Below are 16,935 nucleotides of genomic sequence, written 5' to 3'. Positions count from 1 at the left end.
CCGTGCGAGCCTCACGTTGTCCGATGCCTCAGTCGATGGTGCAGCCGGAGATCGGCTTGTCGTTCAACCTGTCCATCAGATAGGGAATGACATTGTTCGGGCTGAAGCCATCGATGATCTCGGGCCCGAAGTGATTCGGCAGCGCCATACCGGGCAGGATCGGCGGGAGACCGTTGCTGCGGAAGGTGACAGTGGCGCCCTTGCCGCACCAGTCGTCGGCCAACTGCCTGGCCTGCGAGTAGGGCACCGTGTCGTCGTTGATGCCGCTGGTGATCAGGACCGGTGCGGTGGGAGTGAGGGTGCCGACGCGCTGCCGGTCCAGAATGTCGATGGCCGCGGGGACTTCGCGCAGGTTGTCCAGAATCGGCCGGTGATCGATGGTGAAGTCACTGCCGTGCAGGAACGGATGTTTCAGGATCACATCCCCGACGCATCCTTGCCTCAGATCCTCGAGCAGGCCCCGGCCCTGCGGTGTGACCCGTTTGTCCAGCTCGGGCTTCAGATCCGGATAGCGGTCCAGGAATCCGTTGAGGGCGTATCCGACCACACCGCCGATGAGATTGCCATCGATCTTCTGCAGGACCGAGCTCAGATCGGCTACGGGAGCGCCGGCCCACACCCCCTTCAGGTCCAGTTCGGGGGCATAGCTGGGCTGCAGCTCCGCGGCCGCCGCCGTGGCGCCGCCACCCTGGGAGTAACCCCAGAAGGCGAGCGGGGTCTGCGGGCCGGTCCCGGACAGCGCATTCGCGGCGCGTGCGGCATCGAGGACGGCATGCGCCTCTTCGACCCGGTTGACGTAGGTGTGGACGCCGGGCGTGCCCAGTCCGATGTAGTCGGTCACGAAGACCCGGGCTCCCAGCGCATGCCACACCATCGCCGAAACCGCCTCCTGATTGGCGGAGACGCTCGGCGGCGTGATCTGGGCGTAGAGCCCGGTGGCGAAGGCCTCCGACGGTGCGCACTGATCGCCCTGTCCGGAGGTTCCGGGCGCGATCACCACGGTCGGCCGCGGCCCGGTGCCCTGCCAGGGAGCGGTGGCGTCGAGATAGGTGCCACTGACCGCGGTGGGATCGCCGTCCTGGGTCTGCGAGGTGTACATGACCTTCTGCGCGTTCGCGGGCCACGGTCCGAATCCTGGCGGCGCCACGAACACCGGCATCGGCTCGGTCTTGATCACCGATCCCGGCGTGGTCGCGAATTGCGCCGGGGGAGTGTAGAACGCACTGACCGGCGCGGCGCCGGAAGCTCCGATACCGCCACAGCTCAGTGCGGCACCCGCACAGGCCGCGACACCGACGGCGACTGCTCGCCGCACGGCATCCCGGCGCCGAGTTCCCGCCGGTCCGTCCATCGCTGAGTGTGGTGATCTGGTATGTAGCTTCATCGCTATGACCTGGCCTAACAAACTTACCCTCGAGTAGAATCCTTCCTAACATAGCGTTGTTTCCCGCTGGGGAGAAATGCTCGGTCAGCGGAAACAAGTCGTGTGACGTCGCGGCTGTGACTCGTCACAACCACGGGCGGGGGAGCGGGTCTCGCCGGTGGACGGGAATCGCGGCCCGGGATGCGAAAACAGAAGGCCGGCACGGAAATTCCGTGCCGGCCTCGAAATTTCGGCCCATGTCCGGGCATCGGTCACGCTGTGACCCGGCTGCTCCGAACGGGGCCAGGGGCGGACTCGGGCCCGTCCCCGCGGTGGTGATGGTCCCCGAGCTCCGGTGTCAGCGCGGCGCCATGCGCAGCGCACCGTCCATCCGGAAGGTCTCGCCGTTGAGGTAGTCGTGCTCGGCGATGTACTGCGCGAGCTGCGCGTACTCGTCCGGGCGGCCCAGGCGGGACGGGAAGGGCACGCCGGCCTCGAGGCCTTTGCGGTACTCCTCGGTGACACCGGCGAGCATCGGGGTGTCGATGATGCCCGGGGCGATGGTGTTGACGCGGATACCGAACTGCGCCAGATCACGCGCGGCCGGCACGGTCATACCGGCGACGCCGCCCTTGGAGGCGGAGTAGGCGATCTGGCCGATCTGGCCCTCGAACGCCGCCACCGACGCGGTGTTGATCACGACGCCGCGCTGGCCGTACTCGTCGACCGGCTCGGTCTTGGCGATGGCATCGGCGGCCAGGCGCATCACATTGAAGCTGCCCAGCAGATTCACGGTGATCACCGTCCGGAACAGCTCCAGATCGTGCGGGCCGTTCTTGGACAGGATGCGTCCCGCCCAGCCGACACCCGCGCAGTTGACCACGATGCGCGGCGGCACACCGGATTCGACGACCTTCGCGACCGCGGCGGCGACCTCGTCATTGCTGGTCACATCGGTCGGAATGAGGGTGACACCGGCGGGAACGCTGTCGCCGGCCCGTTCGATCGACTGCGGCAGGTCGAGACCGAATACGGTCGCCCCCTGGCCGGCGAAGCGCTGTGCGGTCGCGGCGCCCAGACCGGACGCAGCTCCGGTGATGATCGCGGCGGAGCCCGAAATCTCCACGGTGATTCCTCTCGTCAGTGACGGCCCTATGGGTACTGGCCTTCCGTCAACACGCACCATATCGGGCGGAACGGTCGCCCCGGTCGGGGGTGTGGGCGCCGGGAAGTGCGATTTCGCGCAGAATGGAGGGTAACCAGCTAGTTTGCTTCGCGAAGCATTCGCGATCGATCGATGGAGTTGAGCTATGACCGCCGCGGCCGACCGCAGGCTACCCCGGGGCCGGCACGGTATACCGCGCGAAACGGTGGTCCGCACCCAGCGCGACCGTATTCTCACCGCGATGGCCGACGCCATGGCGGACAACGGCTATGTGGGCACCTCTGTCGCCGCCGTGATCAAACGTGCCGGTGTCTCGCGTGAGACCTTCTACGAGCAGTTCCGTTCCAAGGAAGCCTGTTTCGAGGCGGCCTACGAGCAGGCGGTGGAACTGTTGCTCGCGCGGATCCAGGAATCGCTGCGGTCATCCGCCGAATCCGCGACGGACGGACCGCAATCCGCGCCGCCGATCGGTGTCCTGCTGGATGCCTATCTGGACGGCTTGGCCGCCGAACCGGCCTATGCCCGGCTGTTTCTGGTCGAGGTCTACGCCGCCGGTCCGAAGGTGATCGCCCGCCGCGCCGAACTTCAGGAGTCGTTCGTATCGCTGGTGGCCCGCATTCTCGACGCCCGCACCGATCAGCAGCGCTTCGCCTGCCGCACCATGGTCGCGGCCCTGAGTGCCCTGGTCACCACTCATATCGCCGCCGACGACCCGGACGGCCTGCGTGCCCTGCGCGCACCCATGCTCGAACTCGTCGAGCGCAGTGGCGACCTGTTCGGGGCCGCCACCGTGCCGCGATGAGAACCGCCCGCGACGGTCGGAAACTGTTCAGTCCAGGCAGAATTCATTTCCCTCCGGGTCGGCCATCACCAGGTGGCCGTGCCCCATGGGTGGTGCCGGCTCGAATCGCCGTAGTCGGGTCGCACCTCGCGCGATCAGCCGTTCGGCCGCGGCCTCCAGCGCCGCCATCCGATCGTCACCGGTGAGTCCCGGTGCCGCGCGCACATCCAGGTGGACCCGGTTCTTGACCTGTTTCCGCTCGGGAACCCGCTGGAAGAACAGTCGCGGCCCACTGGCGTCCGGATCGACCACGGCCGAAGCGTTGTTGCGCTGATCCGCCGGTACGCCCACGGCGTCGAGAGCCTGCTCCCACGACGCGAATCCGGCGGGCGGATCCTGTAACCGGTAGCCGAGTGCTTCCGCCCAGAATTCCGCGAGGGCGGCCGGATCGGCGCAGTCGAAGGTGATCTGAACGTCGAAGGCGGTCATCGGTTCGCTTCCTGTGGATGGGTGTGCAGGTAGAGATCGCGCAGCAGGCAGACCTCGGACAGATGGTGGATCAGTTCGCGGTTGATGTGCAGTATCAGCGCCGACATCGGATACTCGGCGTAAGGACCTTCGGCCGGGCCGCACACCTGGTCGAGTCCGTCTTCGCCGAGCGTCGCGACCCCGGCATCCCAGCGGGCGTATTCGGCATCCAGTTGTGCCAGCGCCGCCGTCGCGGTCTCGGCGTATTCGAAGGAGAAGTAATCGGTTTCCGGCCCGCCGAAATGCCAGCCGTTGCGCATCGCGAGCACGCCCACGATCACATGCCCGAGCCGCCAGGCGATCGTGGTCATCGGGGCGGGATCCGGTGCCGGTACCTCGAAGTCGATGGTCATCGCGCCGGATCCACCCTGTATCGGTGCGGTGCCGGCACCGCGCACATGCAGATTCCAGCAATCGGGTGCCGGCTCCCAGAAGTATTCGTCGTCGGTGAGCCCGTCCAGGCGGGGACGCAATTGATTGGTCCAGTGCCAGGCGATCTGCTCGCGGAGCAGGGAATTCCAGGTCTGGTCGGTCATGTCGCACAGCCTGCCGCCAAATGCGGACAGATACGTTCCGTTATCTGTGCGACGATCGATGCGTGACCGTCGAAGCGACCACCGAGCGAGTGCTGAGATTGCTGTCGCTGCTACAACGCCGACCGTCGTGGACAGCCACGGAACTGGCCACCGAACTCGGCGTCACCGATCGCTGTGTGCGCCGCGACGTCGAACGCCTGCGCACGATCGGCTATCCCGTGCACGCGACCGCCGGTGTCGGTGGCGGCTACCAACTCGGCGCGGGTACCCGCCTGCCACCGCTGCTGTTCGACGACGAGGAGGCGATCGCGACCGCGGTGTCGCTGCGACTGGCCGCCGGCGGCACCATCGCGGGTGCGGGTGCCGCGGCCCTGCGGGCACTGGCGAAACTCGACCAGGTGATGCCCCCGCGCCTGCGCGCCGAGGTGCGCGCGGTGCACGACGCCACCGCGACGCTGATCGGTCCGGGTGTGGAGATCGACGCCGAGTTGCTGATGATCCTGGCCCGGGCCTGTCGCGATGCGGTGCGGGTGCGTTTCCGCTACGCCGGCCGCGACGGCGAGGAAGCCGAGCGCACCGTGGAACCGGTCCGGATGGTCACGACCGGCTCGCGCTGGTATCTGATGGCCCGCGATATCGACCGCGACGACTGGCGCACCTTCCGGCTGGATCGGATGCGGGAGGTGCGAGCCACGACCTGGCATTTCCGGATCGGCGAGTATCCGGATCCGGTCGCCTACGTGCAGCGGGCGGTCACCGCCGCGCCGTACCGGTACCTGGCCCGAGTGCGAATCCGAGCCCGCCCGGAACAGGTGGCGGAGCTGGTTCCGCCGCAGGTGGGCCGGGTCGAGCCCGATGCGGACGGCTGGTGCGTGCTCGCCGTCGGCGGGGACGATCTGGACTGGCTGGCGATGCATGTGGCCCGGCTGGGCTTCGAAACACAGATACTGGAGCCACCGGAACTCCGCGAGGCCGCCGCACGCGCCGCCCGCCGGCTCACGGCGATCGCTCAGTGGCGCTCGAGTGACTCCTGATGCTGGTCGCCGGGCGTTGCCGGTGATTCCGCATCGAACCGGTCCGCATGTGCGGTGCGTTGCCGCAACATGCCCCAGGCGGCGCCCGCGACGATCGGCGCCACCGCGGCGATCGAGTACTCGCCCAGCTTGCCCAGATCGGGCGCCACCGCGCCGAGCAGTGTGGCCGCGCCGATGTACAGGAACAACAGGCCGGAGGCGAGGGCGATCGCCCGCTCCGGAATGTGCTTACCGACCGAGATGCCGATCGCGATGGCCAGGCCACCGGCGGCGACCATACCGGCGACCGAGCCGATCCAGACCGCGGGCCAGCTGTGGTTGGAAGCCAGCGCGATGGTGGCGAACATGGTGCGGTCACCGAGTTCGGCCAGCAGGAATGCCGAGATGACGATGAAGAACGCACGGCCGGGAGTCGCGGGACCGGTGGTAGCCGGTTCCTCCTCGTCGGCATCGTCCTTGCGGCTGTCCCACAGCGTCCACAGACCCACGGCCAGCAGGATCACGCCGGTACACAATGCGATGAGGTCGGTCGGCAGCGCGGCGCCGAGGAAATGCCCGACTCCCACGGCGATCAGATTGACCGCGATACTCGCGACGGTGATGCCGCCCAGCACCACCCACCAGCGATGACGCAGTGCGAAGGTCAGGGCCATGAGCTGAGATTTGTCGCCGAGTTCGGCGAGGAAGAGGACGCCGAAGCTCAAGGCAATCGCGGCGATCATGGTTGGCTCCCTCCGGCCTGCCGGCCGAAGACTGGAGCCTTCAGCCGACAACGTGCCCGAAAAAATCGGTCCTTTGTCGTCGGCCGAAGGTCTCGCCCACCGGATACCGGTTCGGATGGCCGGATCTGCCGGATGAATACCGGCGGATCAGTATGTCGACCATGCGATTGCGGGCTACTCCCCTTCGCTGTCTTACCCAGCCTACCCTTACCGGGCTCGTCCGTAAAGTCGCCGATGCCGAAATCGCAATGCGCACAATAAGTTTGGGCGAGCGACCGGAAAGTTTCGGGTACCCGTCGAAGTGGATTCGACAAGGCTGTGCGGACCGCGCAGGGTTACCCGGCCGCGATCACGCGGCGAGCAGCATGGCCAGGACGGCGGTATCGGGATCGGAGATCGGATCGACGCCGACCCGGCTCACCATGGAGGTCACGGTGCCGTCGAGTTCGGCCTCGACCCACGCTGCGCGATGTGCCAGTCCCAGATGTGGAATGCCCGGCAGCAGAACGCATCCCGAGGCGGCACCGACACACTCGGGCAGTGACGGACTGGTCTCCGAGGGCGGGTGCAGCATCATCAGTGCGGGCGGTACATGATCGGCGAATCTGCCCGGTTCCACGGCCTCCTCGCCCAGCACCGGTCCCTCCGCGATCACCAGTCCGACCGTGCCGGGATGCGGATCGTCGGGCAGCTCCTCGCGGGCGCCGAACACCGTCGAGGTCGACAGCAGTCCGGGCAGACTCGCCACCCGTACCGCGAGCGCCAGCAATTGTGCCCATTCCTTGGTGGTGTCCGGCCAGCGCCCGGAAATGACGAATCCACGCAAGGTTCCCCGAGCCTGGAACGGCGTGACCCCGACCGGATTGTTCGCACGCATCGTATGCCTCCCGAACTACTCACGGGGGCGGCTGCCATGTCGAAATGAGCGAGCTCGTCCTCGACCTATCGTTGAGATAGGGGTACCCGAGAATGCCTCGAGAAATGTCTGGCACACAAGTACCAGAGAGTGCCAAGTCGCAGGTAACACGGGCGAAAAATGGCATACGGCCCGCGCAGCCCCGGACGCAACTCAGGCCATACCGAACCGGCATGGCCTGAGTGCGCGAAGAGGCGTCATGCCTAGCCGAAGATCAAACCCTTGCCCTGGGCGACGGCCTTGGCGAAGCGGTCCTGCACGTCGGCCCAGTTGACGACGTTCCAGAACGCCTTCACGTAGTCGGCCTTGACGTTCTTGTACTGCAGGTAGAAGGCGTGCTCCCACATGTCGACCTGCAGCAGCGGGACGATGCCGAGCGGCACGTTGGCCTGCTGGTCGTACAGCTGGAAGGTCAGCAGCTTCTGACCGAGGGTGTCGTAACCCAGCACCGCCCAGCCGGAGCCCTGCAGACCGTTGGCCGCCGCGGTGAACTGCGCACGGAACTTGTCGAACGAACCGAACTGGTCGTCGATGGCCGCGGCCAGCTCGCCGACCGGCTTGTCGCCACCGTTGGGGGACAGGTTCTTCCACCAGATGGAGTGGTTGACGTGCCCGCCCAGGTGGAACGCGAGGTTCTTCTCGTTCAGGAAGATCGCGCCGTGGTCGCCGGCCTCGCGAGCGGCTTCCAGCTTCTCGAGTGCCGTGTTGACACCCGCGACATAGGCGGCGTGATGCTTCGAGTGGTGGATCTCGTTGATCTGCCCGGAGATGTGCGGCTCCAAGGCGCCGTAGTCGTAATCCAGATCTGGCAGCGTGTACTCAGCCACGATGTCCCTTCCTCATGATGTCGGCGCATGTACCCGGTGTTGTCGAGCACACCAACCTTCATTCGTACACCCGCTCGATGCAACCGGGTCCGGTCCACCCTAGATTCCCACGGCGCCGAAATACCTGCGCAGCCAGGATCCTGGAGGGCCGGCCCCGAGCGAGGTCCGGGCACGGAGATTCATTCACGCTGAACGGATGTCGGCGGCAGGTGCCGCCGGCTCGACGGCGACTACATCGGAGGAGCCACATCGGGCAGCATCGTGCGCGGATCGCAGGAATCGTGTGCCTTCCACCAGCGCTGTGCGCCGGCCACGAATTCGTCCACGCCGAGCAGGGTGCCCGCGGCGGTCTCGACGGTCAGCTCCTCGAACCAGATCCTGACATCCAGTTCGCGGGGATCGGTGCCCTCCTGCTGCGAGAACTCGAGGACGTGCGCGGCCGGGCGATCGCCGATCGTGCTGTCGAAACTCAGCAGTTCCCGCCACAGGGCCCAGCCGCTGTCGTCGACGTCGATGAAATCCCAGCCGTGCATGGCCCCGCCGCCGAATCCGGCGATGGCGTCTCCGAGAGTGTCGAGGGTGAGGGGGAAGATGTGCGGTTCCAGATCGTCCCAGCGCTGCTGGCGCAGGGAGGCCGCGACCCGGCTGACGCCGGACAGCGTCAGTAGGACTCGGCCTTTGCTGGATTGCCCGTCGCCGGGGAGGGTGAGCACCTCCAGTTCGATTCGCAGTCGTGTGTCCGCGGCGTCGACCGTGAGTCCGAGGCAAGTTGCCTCGGAGAGTGCGGTGTTGAGCCCGGCCGTATCCAATCCGTCGAGTAACGCCCTGCTCGCGTCCATAGCGTCAGGCTACCGATTCGACGCCGTCAGACCCGGTATTTCGGTTTCTCGCTAGTGTTGTCGTTTTTTTCGAATCGAGGGAACCGAATCGCCACATGTTCCGTCCAAGTAGTTGTCGAGTCCCGTGACGGCCGGTACGAACACCGTTCGGCCAGTACAGAGGCTCGCGGGCGGTGGCGGGGGTCGCTCCGGGACGAGGAGGGGAGTCCCGGAGCGACCCCCGTTCCGGCTGTTCGGACCCCAGGATTGCGCCGAATTGCAAACCGACCGGTACGACAAGTCCCAACCTGTGGATGAGGTTGTGGATTATGTGGATAACTGGGGTTGAGATATACACAGGACCGTTTGCTCGGGGTGTGCGGCAGGTAATGTCCGGCCGGAACCGACCGTGAGTCGGCTGGGGCCGTCGGCTCCCGGGACTCCCCGCCGATCCGGGGTACATGGCAGGATCGTCAATTGTGACGAGCTCCGAAATTCCCTCGGTGCCGGTTCAGGACCTGCCCGCCGAATTCGATGCCGTACCCGCGGCGGGTGCCGAATCCGGCGCCGCCGTGATCCTGCTCGATGTCCGGGAGGACGACGAGTGGCAGCTCGGACACGCGCCGGCCGCCCTGCACATTCCGATGGTGGATGTTCCGGCGCGGATCGACGAACTGGACTACGACTGCGATATCTACGTCGTCTGCCGGCAGGGCGGGCGTTCGATCGAGGTCGCGAAGTACCTCGCGCACGTCGGTTTCGAGGTCTACCAGGTCGTCGGTGGCATGGTCGCCTGGCAGCAGGCCGGTCGCCCGCTGCGCGCAGACGGTGACCACGAGGCGAAGATCTACTAGTGGATCCACCGAAGGATCCACGGAGGATCGACTGGCGGTTGGACAAGCTCGACTGGATGGAAGGGGGAGCAGCCCGATGAGCAATACGGTCGTGCAACCCTGCGCCCGGTGCGGTGCCCGCTGGGCGGTGCACGGTGCGCCGATGCATTGGTGCCCGCGCTGTCGTGGCGTCCTGCTGTCACCGGCGCCGGTCGACGCACCGCCGGAACGGCGCAACTATCGCTGGGTGGCCCGCCCGCCGGGACGCTCCCAGCGTGCCGAACGACCACACACCGACACCGGGATCGGCCCGGTCACCCCGCGCTACACGGAGACTCCGCGCTGGGGTCTGCGTGATGTGCCGCGCCCGGAGGCGGTCGTCGAGCGCACTCGGCCGCAGCGGGTGCTGCGGTGGGCGACCGAACGTGTCGCGGGGTTGCTGCTCGCGACGACCATCCTCTTCGCGCTGTCGGCGGTGGCCGAGGTGGGCAGGTACCTGATTCTGCTGCGCAATCGCACCCGCCTGATCCAGCCGCTGGTCCTGTTCTGCTCGGATCTCATGGTCTACGCGACCGCGCTCGCCGCCCTGGTCTGCGCGCTGGTGACCGCGGTGGGGGTGCTCGGCTGGCTGGTCCGGGCCCGGCGTGACGCCTACGCCGGCAACGGCCGCCGCGATCCCCGATCGCTGCGCGCGTTGCTGTGTGGCGGGTTGATCCCCGTGGTCAACCTGGTCTGGCCGGGAGTGTTCCTGACCGAGCTGGTCCGGCAACTGGGCGGTGATCCCCGGACGCTGCGTGCGGCCCGGATCTGGTGGTGCCTCTGGGTTCTCAACGGTGTGATGGTAATCGCGGCGCTGTTCTGGCGTGCGGCCGATACGCTTCAGGCCCGGGCTAACGGTGTGATCTTCACGGTCTACACGGATCTGGTGGCGGTCGCGGTGACCGTATCGGCGCTGTGGGTGCTGCGGATGTGTGAGGGTCGCGATCTGCGTGGCCAGATCCGGATGCCGAAGCGGTGGCTGCCCGCCCATGGTCCCGCCGTGCAGGTCATCGAACCGGTGCACCCGGTCGCCGCCGCTCCGGTCGAGGTCGCTGCCGCCCCGGCAGAGGTCGCTGCTGCGTCGGCCGAGACCGAGGTCACCGAACAGGAGGAGGTCATGGCCAAGTGAGCCAGGGCAATCGCGCACCCTTCGTGGTCGCGCACCGGGGTGCGTCCGGGACGCGTCCCGAGCACACTCTCGCCGCGTATGAGCTGGCGCTGGAGGAGGGTGCGGATGGCGTCGAGTGTGATGTCCGGTTGACTCGCGACGGCCATCTGGTCTGCGTCCACGATCGCACGGTCGATCGGACGTCCTCGGGTACCGGGCTGGTCAGCGAGATGACGCTGGACGAGTTGCGCGATCTCGACTTCGGCGAGGACGGGTCACCCGCACCCGTCCTGACCCTCAGCGAACTCATCACGCTCGTCCTGGACTGGCGCAGCCGGCCGACCAAATTGTTCATCGAGACCAAGCATCCGGTCCGCTACGGCGCGCTCGTCGAGAACAAGGTGCTGGCCGAACTGCAGCGTTTCGGTATCGCGACCCCCGCATCGGCCGATCATTCGCGCGCGGTCGTGATGTCCTTCGCCGCCACCGCGGTCTGGCGTATCCGCCGTGCCGCGCCCTTGCTGCCGACCGTGCTGCTCGGCGAATCCTCGCGCTATCTCGGCGGTGGCGCCGCCACCACGGTCGGCGCCACGGCGGTCGGGCCGTCGGTGAAAACGCTGCGCGAACACCCCGAACTCGTCGACCGGGCCGCAGCCGCCGGACGTGCCACCTACTGCTGGACCGTGGACGAACCACAGGATGTCGAGCTGTGCGCCGAACTCGGTGTCAGCTGGGTCGCCACCAACCATCCGGGCCGCATCAAAACCGTTCTGGAAGGTATCTGAGCCGTCGAATCCGCGCGGAGGCGATCGTCGCCCGCCCGCGTTCGCGCGCCCCTGCGCAGCTCGGCCCGGCCGAACCGGTAGGTTCTGCGTTCGTGGGTAAGAGCAAACGGAATCAACCCAAGCCCGACAGCAATCGGGCCCAGCGCCTCGCCGAACGTCGTGCGGCGCAACAAGAGGCCGCCGCGGTCGTCACGCGTCCATTCGCCGGCCTGGCCGCCGAATGCGATCTCGTCGCATTGCGCGAATTCGTGCCGTCGGCGACCGCGACCCTGACCTTGGCTCCGGGCGTCGCCGCCGAACGCCCGGTCACCCTCGCCACGGTGCTACCCGGCGCCGTCGCCGCACTGGTTCGCGCGGGCGAGCAGCCGACGGGCTTCGTCGGCGTGCAGGTGCAGTTCCAGTCCGAGAATCCGGCCACCGATCTGGCCGCGTCCGTACTGTGGACGCAGGCCGCCGAGCCGGGCGAATCGCTCGATGCCGCAAGCGAATCCGCCGTGGCGGCGGTGCCCGCACTCGCGGAGGTGATCGATCCGAAGGCCGAACTGGATCTGACCGTGCACCAGAACTTCCAGTGGTGGGTGCCCGAGGGCGTGCAGCCGGATCCGCAGGTCGCGGCCACCATCGAGCAGGCCGATCAGGCCATCATGCCGTCGGATCGGCTCGCTCTGGGTGCGGAGTCGGTCGGTGCGGCCTGGTGGGTGGATGCCGGTGAGAAGGCGCACATCCGCTGGGTCCGGCCCGAGGACGAGGATGCGCTGATGCTGGCCCTGGCCCGCGTCCACGCCACGGGCGGACTGCATCTCGGTGAGGGATCCCGGTTCGCGGGCTCGTTCCGCACCCACGGTCTGCTGGTGCCGGTCTTCGATCTGGATCGGGAGCGTCACCCCAGTGAATGGGTCGCGCCCGCAACCGAATTCGGTGCCCGGCTGGCGGAGGCGCTGGCCTCCGATGCGCCGCTCACCTCGGATGAGCGTCGTTCCCGCGACGGCCTGCGTTCGCGCCAGGTCACGCTGCGCTGAGTCATCGCCCCGGAAACCGAGAAGCTCGGCCCGCCCCGTGGCAGGCCGAGCTTCTCGGATCGCATGCTCCGGGTCAGATGTTGCCGCCGGCGGCCGCGGGAGCTCCGGTGCTGTCGCTGGGCGCGCTCATCTCACGAACGACGAAATTCTCGAGGTCGAACAGATTCGCGCCGGCCCGCTCGGCGACGGTCAGCAGGGTGGTCATCCGTGCGACCTCCTCGACCTGCTCTTTCAGGAACCATTGCATGAACTGCTCGCCGAGGTAGTCGCCCTCCTCGCGGGCGGTGCTGGCCAGCTGGATCATCTGCTCGGTGACGGTCTTCTCCTGCTGCAATGCCAATTGGATCGGCTCGCGCGGAGAATCGAATTCCGAATGCGCGGCATCCACCCCGGAGAGTTCGATGCCCATATCCCGATCCAGGAAGTACCGCACGATCATCATGGCGTGATTGCGTTCTTCGACGGCCTGGGCGTAGAAGAGTTTTGCCAGTGCCGGAAGATCGGCATTGTCGAACCACACGGCGATCGCGATGTACTGATGTTCGGCATTGAATTCGTGGCGGATCTGATCATGCAGCAGGGCGTGAAACTTGGTGTGCGAAGAATCCGGGTGGCTGAACATGTATTCGACATTAGTGCTGGTCAGGTGCGCTTGTCATCCAAGTGTGCCCTTATTGAGGCAAGTATTCCCTTAGTTAAGGGTGCCTTACTTAAGGATGCCTTACCGATATTCGCTCAATATTATTTCGAGTAATTGTGATGCACGGCACCATCCGTATTCATACGCCTAGTGGTTGCTGATATCTCTCGACACTATTTGGTCAGCAGATCATCCGGAACGGGCCGATCATGTGCCAGTGCGTCGAAGAACTCGCTCGCCCGGGTCTTGTCCCACAGCACCACATTGCCACTGCCGGATTCGTCGGCGAAACCGCCGATCGGCACCGTGGTCGCGATCGAGCCGCCGCGCAGCGCCCAGCCCAGCCGACCCAGATCCCAGATGTGGTCGCCGTTGTCGACCTGCAATGAGGAGGCGATGCCGGTGGCCAGGGGCCAGAGCTTGAACGGATTGACCAGTGTCGAGGTACTGGTCGCCTTGTCCAGCAAAGCGGAAAGGAACAGACGCTGATTGTTCATCCGATCCAGATCGGCGCGCGGGGTGGCCCGGGTGCGGACGAAGCCCAATGCCTCGGCGCCGCTCAGTCGCTGGCATCCGGCCGGCAGGTTGATTCCGGCCTTGGGATCATCGATCGCGTCGGGCAGGCACATATCGATTCCGCCCAATGCGTCGACCATGCCGGCGAAACCGCCGAAACCGATCTCGGCGAAATGATCGATACGCAGACCGGTCGCGGTCTCGACCGTCTGCACGAGCGTTTTCTGCCCGCCCGCCGAGAATGCCGCGTTGAGTTTGTCCTTGCCGACACCCGGGATGTTCACATAGGAATCGCGCGGCAGACTCACGATCGTCGCCTTACCGGACTTCGGAATGTGCACCAGCATGATCGTGTCGCTGCGGTCGCCGCCCGCGTCCGCGGCGCCGCCGGTGGACAGTTGCTGCTCTTGTTCCGGAGTCAGTCCCAGACGGGTATCCGATCCCGTCAGCAGCCAGTTCGTGCCCGCGGTTCGACCGACCCGGTCGGCATAACCGGACAGTGCGTCGATGCGATGCAGCGACCGGTCGAGATAGATCACCGCGCCCACCGGAAGCAGGATGATGATCAACAGCAGGATCAGCAGCCGGCGCCCCCAATGCCGCTTGCGCCGCGCGCGCGGCTGCCGTGGCTCGCGCGGTGGACGGTCGTCGCGACGGGGACGTGACGGAGGTGGTGGCGGCGGGGCTTCCCGCGCCTCCCGATAAGGAACCGGGCGCTGCGTGGGTGCATGCGTGGGCGGGGCCGGGTCGCGGCGCGACCGCGGCGGAGGGCTTTGCGGAGCCTGTGACCAGGCCAGATTATCCGCGTTGCTGCCGTCGCGGTGCATCACCTGGGTCGGCTCGACGGGTGGCCGTCCGGGCGGTGCCGGTCGTCCCGACCCGGGTGGACCCGGTCGAGGCGGTCGCGGCCGGCCTGCCCCGGGTGGACCCGACCGTGGTGGCAGCGGGCGCCCGGATCCGGGTGGCGGCTGCTGGCCCGCGCCGTGTGGTTCGGGCGGCAAGCGCCGGGGGGCCGGTCCGTTCGGCGGCGGCACCCGGCGGTTCCGCGGATACTGCTGAGGGTCGTCGCCGTTCACCATCGTTATGGTACTGATACCGGCACCGTGAGGGAGGCCACCGTCGCACTCTGGCGCCGAGGTGACGAATTTCCGCAGGTGTCAGGGGGCATCGAGGGATCAGGGCAACCAGGACACGTGTCCGTGCAGCGCCGTGTAGCCGATATAGGCGATCGAGTCGATGGTCGCGTGTGCCAGGATCAGCGGCCACAACCGCCCGGTGCGCTGCCAGTACCGTCCGAAAATCACACCCATGACCAGATTGCCGAGCCCGCCGCCCAGCCCCTGATAGAGGTGATAACTCCCGCGCAGCAGCGCCGAGGCGGCCAATGAGCGGTTCTCCGTCCAGCCGAGCGCGCGCAGACGAGTGATCAGATAACCCACCACCACGATCTCCTCGGCCACCGCGTTGGCGATCGCCGACAACACCAGCACCGGCAGCCGCCACCAGTGGTCGTGCAGTGAACTCGGGACGATGGTGACACTCAGCCCCAGCGCGTGCGCCGCGAGATACAGGCCCAGTCCGGGCAGGCCGATCACCGCCGCGAGGACCAGGCCGGGTGCGACGTCGCCGCGCAACCGGATTCGAGCCAGGCCGAGCAGCCGCGGGCCGATTCCGCTGCGCCACAGCAGATACAACCCCAGCGCGCCCCAGACCAGCAGCCGCGTCACACTCAACAGCTGGAACAGCAGGTCGATGGTCGATTGCGTTGCCCGCGAGGGGTTCAGGGCAACCTTCTGGCCACTGATTCCACCGGGTGCGAGGGCAGACTCGAGCAGTGACAGGGCCGCGCTGAGACCGCTGGAGGCGAAGGTGATGACCAGGACGATCGCGAGTTCCACCCGGATCGCGAACCGTTCGCGGTCCGAGGCGGGCGCGGGCCACGAAGGCGCGGAACGGGCAGCCGGAACCATGGGCCCAATCTAGGGGGCGTATCCGGTCGGGACGCTGTCGGCTCAGGCCGGGCGATCGGACCCGTGCAGACGGTCGAAGAACGGGCAGCCCGCCAGGATCCGCACCGCGCGGCTCAGCGACTGGACATCGTCGACCGGCGCGTGGAAGGGCAGGCGCACATCGTGATCGGTGTCGGCCCCTTCGACTCGCAGGGTGACGCCGTAGCGGTCGATCGCGAGCGGGCGCACCGAACCGCTGCGCAGCCGGACCGGCAGATGCCGCGCCAGCCGGGCGATCACATCGGCGTGATCGGAGTCCATGTGCTGCAGCCACGCCGATTCCAGTTCCCAGAACGGATCGGCGTCGGCACTGCGCAGGTCGTGCGGGCAGACCGATTCGGCTCCGGTCGAGTCGGCGACCACCGCCGATTCCAGCACCACCCGCAGCAGTGTGGCGGTGTGGCCGACATCGAGCAGGCCCGGGTGCGGATATTCGCTCGCCACCTGAGATGCCAAGGCGCGCTGGGCGTGTCCGGGTACCGCCCGCACCCGGCCGCGCAACCAGACCAGGGCGCGGACGGGTTCGCGCAGGGGCAGGGGTGCGTGATCGGTGAGCTCCAGAACGCCCGGCGAACCGACCTCGGCCGCGGCGGCCGCCACCGCCGCCGAATTGCGCGCCACCGCGATCACCACATCGCCGCAGGCCCGCAGGTGATGCACGGTGGTGGGGATGGGATCGGTACCGGGTAGCGCAAGCACGGAATTCTCGGCATGAGCACACGCACTGCGGATCCGCTCCGCGGCGGACGGAGCGGCGGACGTGATCGTGCGGCGCATACAAACCTCCAGTGACAAACCCACGAGCGTGTAATTAGGTAAACCTAAGCTAAGTCACAGCCCGTGGATGCGCAAGCATTCCGCTCGCTACGGTGGAAATGTGCCGCACGATTCGACCCCCGCCTCCGAACCCGTCCTGGTGCCGCTGAGCGTGCCGGTCGCCCGCGCCGATCTGGCGCGCGACCTGGTCCGATCGCCCTCGGCGAATCCGCAGGCGCCCGTGCTGGACCTCGATCTGCCCGATGAGCGAATCGTCGAATTCCTGGTGGGGGCAGCGCATTCCGAGGGTGGATTCATCGCGTCCACGGGGTCGGGGGAGCGCGCGGTCGCCATCGTCGCCGCCACGGTGGCCGCATTGTGCGGCGATGACATCCGGATGGCTCTGACCGGTCCTGATGTCGAATTCCTGCGGGGACTGTCGGCACCGGCCGTGCACGCGTTGCGCGAGGTGCTGCTGGCGGTGGAGACCGACCGGGTGGCCGCGGTCACGCAGGCGCTGGGAGTCCTTCGCCCCTGACG

19 protein-coding genes are annotated in these 16,935 nt (G+C 67.2%); 7 read left to right on the top strand and 12 right to left on the bottom strand.

The genetic code is table 11. The annotated features are described in order from the left end of the window. Window positions 1-28: 28 nt before the first annotated feature. Window positions 29-1,351, bottom strand: coding sequence for a lipase family protein (locus tag AB0L57_RS06695; RefSeq protein WP_364958265.1), 1,323 nt, complete (start codon window positions 1,349-1,351; stop codon window positions 29-31). A 370-nt stretch (window positions 1,352-1,721) separates the two neighbouring features. Further along, the gene (locus AB0L57_RS06690; RefSeq protein ID WP_364958262.1) at window positions 1,722-2,489 is read right to left on the bottom strand and encodes an SDR family NAD(P)-dependent oxidoreductase; all 768 of its coding nucleotides are present in this window, start codon (window positions 2,487-2,489) and stop codon (window positions 1,722-1,724) included. A gap of 184 nt (window positions 2,490-2,673) precedes the next feature. On the opposite strand from AB0L57_RS06690, the gene AB0L57_RS06685 reads away from it, so the two are divergent. Beyond that, complete coding sequence (locus AB0L57_RS06685; protein WP_364958258.1) at window positions 2,674-3,330, top strand: TetR/AcrR family transcriptional regulator; 657 nt, start codon at window positions 2,674-2,676, stop codon at window positions 3,328-3,330. A 27-nt stretch (window positions 3,331-3,357) separates the two neighbouring features. Here the strand turns inward: AB0L57_RS06685 and AB0L57_RS06680 are convergent, their stop codons facing one another. Together AB0L57_RS06680 and AB0L57_RS06675 are read right to left on the bottom strand one after the other, a co-directional pair. Continuing rightward, window positions 3,358-3,798 carry a VOC family protein gene (locus tag AB0L57_RS06680; RefSeq protein WP_364958256.1) on the bottom strand — a complete coding sequence of 147 codons (441 nt, stop codon included), beginning with the start codon at window positions 3,796-3,798 and terminating at the stop codon, window positions 3,358-3,360. Continuing rightward, entirely contained in the window at window positions 3,795-4,373 is a 579-nt protein-coding gene (locus AB0L57_RS06675; protein ID WP_364958253.1) for a DinB family protein, read from the bottom strand. The genes AB0L57_RS06680 and AB0L57_RS06675 overlap by 4 nt, the downstream gene beginning before the upstream one ends. A 62-nt stretch (window positions 4,374-4,435) precedes the next feature. Here AB0L57_RS06675 and AB0L57_RS06670 point away from each other — a divergent pair, with 62 nt between their 5' ends. Beyond that, complete coding sequence (locus AB0L57_RS06670) at window positions 4,436-5,407, top strand: WYL domain-containing protein (protein ID WP_364958250.1); 972 nt, start codon at window positions 4,436-4,438, stop codon at window positions 5,405-5,407. On the opposite strand, the gene AB0L57_RS06665 is transcribed toward AB0L57_RS06670, so the two are convergent. The 4 genes from AB0L57_RS06665 to AB0L57_RS06650 all read right to left on the bottom strand — a co-directional run bounded on the left by AB0L57_RS06665 (window position 5,383) and on the right by AB0L57_RS06650 (window position 8,711). Further along, entirely contained in the window at window positions 5,383-6,129 is a 747-nt protein-coding gene (locus tag AB0L57_RS06665; protein WP_364958247.1) for a TMEM165/GDT1 family protein, read from the bottom strand. The two genes, AB0L57_RS06670 and AB0L57_RS06665, sit on opposite strands and share 25 nt — an antisense overlap. Before the next feature lie 349 nt (window positions 6,130-6,478). After that, window positions 6,479-7,006 (bottom strand): peptidase, encoded by a 528-nt coding sequence (locus AB0L57_RS06660; RefSeq protein ID WP_364958244.1) that lies wholly within the window; start codon window positions 7,004-7,006, stop codon window positions 6,479-6,481. Window positions 7,007-7,248: 242 nt separating this feature from the next. Then, on the bottom strand, window positions 7,249-7,872 hold the full coding sequence (locus tag AB0L57_RS06655; RefSeq protein ID WP_227978942.1) for a superoxide dismutase: 624 nt from the start codon (window positions 7,870-7,872) through the stop codon (window positions 7,249-7,251). A gap of 230 nt (window positions 7,873-8,102) precedes the next feature. Then, window positions 8,103-8,711 carry a hypothetical protein gene (locus tag AB0L57_RS06650; protein ID WP_364958239.1) on the bottom strand — a complete coding sequence of 203 codons (609 nt, stop codon included), beginning with the start codon at window positions 8,709-8,711 and terminating at the stop codon, window positions 8,103-8,105. A gap of 458 nt (window positions 8,712-9,169) precedes the next feature. On the opposite strand from AB0L57_RS06650, the gene AB0L57_RS06645 reads away from it, so the two are divergent. The 4 genes from AB0L57_RS06645 to AB0L57_RS06630 all read left to right on the top strand — a co-directional run bounded on the left by AB0L57_RS06645 (window position 9,170) and on the right by AB0L57_RS06630 (window position 12,474). Next, complete coding sequence (locus AB0L57_RS06645; protein ID WP_364958236.1) at window positions 9,170-9,544, top strand: rhodanese-like domain-containing protein; 375 nt, start codon at window positions 9,170-9,172, stop codon at window positions 9,542-9,544. A gap of 76 nt (window positions 9,545-9,620) precedes the next feature. Further along, a complete protein-coding gene (locus AB0L57_RS06640; protein WP_364958234.1) occupies window positions 9,621-10,691 on the top strand; it encodes a DUF4328 domain-containing protein in 1,071 nt (356 codons plus the stop codon). After that, window positions 10,688-11,455, top strand: a complete 768-nt coding sequence (locus AB0L57_RS06635) for a glycerophosphodiester phosphodiesterase (RefSeq protein ID WP_364958231.1) — start codon at window positions 10,688-10,690, stop codon at window positions 11,453-11,455. The genes AB0L57_RS06640 and AB0L57_RS06635 overlap by 4 nt, the downstream gene beginning before the upstream one ends. Before the next feature lie 92 nt (window positions 11,456-11,547). Further along, complete coding sequence (locus AB0L57_RS06630) at window positions 11,548-12,474, top strand: DUF5926 family protein (RefSeq protein WP_364958228.1); 927 nt, start codon at window positions 11,548-11,550, stop codon at window positions 12,472-12,474. A 73-nt stretch (window positions 12,475-12,547) separates the two neighbouring features. Here AB0L57_RS06630 and AB0L57_RS06625 read toward each other — a convergent pair whose 3' ends face one another. From AB0L57_RS06625 to AB0L57_RS06610, 4 genes are all read right to left on the bottom strand, one after another. Next, a complete protein-coding gene (locus AB0L57_RS06625) occupies window positions 12,548-13,096 on the bottom strand; it encodes a ferritin (protein ID WP_364958225.1) in 549 nt (182 codons plus the stop codon). A gap of 191 nt (window positions 13,097-13,287) precedes the next feature. Next, window positions 13,288-14,457 carry an LCP family protein gene (locus AB0L57_RS06620; RefSeq protein ID WP_364959279.1) on the bottom strand — a complete coding sequence of 390 codons (1,170 nt, stop codon included), beginning with the start codon at window positions 14,455-14,457 and terminating at the stop codon, window positions 13,288-13,290. 348 nt (window positions 14,458-14,805) lie between these two features. Next, window positions 14,806-15,600 (bottom strand): CPBP family intramembrane glutamic endopeptidase, encoded by a 795-nt coding sequence (locus AB0L57_RS06615; protein ID WP_364958222.1) that lies wholly within the window; start codon window positions 15,598-15,600, stop codon window positions 14,806-14,808. Window positions 15,601-15,642: 42 nt separating this feature from the next. Beyond that, the gene (locus AB0L57_RS06610; protein WP_364958219.1) at window positions 15,643-16,416 is read right to left on the bottom strand and encodes a DUF2470 domain-containing protein; all 774 of its coding nucleotides are present in this window, start codon (window positions 16,414-16,416) and stop codon (window positions 15,643-15,645) included. A 100-nt stretch (window positions 16,417-16,516) separates the two neighbouring features. On the opposite strand from AB0L57_RS06610, the gene AB0L57_RS06605 reads away from it, so the two are divergent. Continuing rightward, window positions 16,517-16,933, top strand: coding sequence for a hypothetical protein (locus AB0L57_RS06605; protein ID WP_364958216.1), 417 nt, complete (start codon window positions 16,517-16,519; stop codon window positions 16,931-16,933). The last annotated feature ends 2 nt before the right edge of the window (window positions 16,934-16,935 follow it).

The organism is Nocardia sp. NPDC052254, assembly GCF_040679495.1.
Classification (GTDB): Bacteria; Actinomycetota; Actinomycetes; order Mycobacteriales; family Mycobacteriaceae; genus Nocardia.
This window is presented reverse-complemented; position numbering and strand designations above follow the sequence as displayed.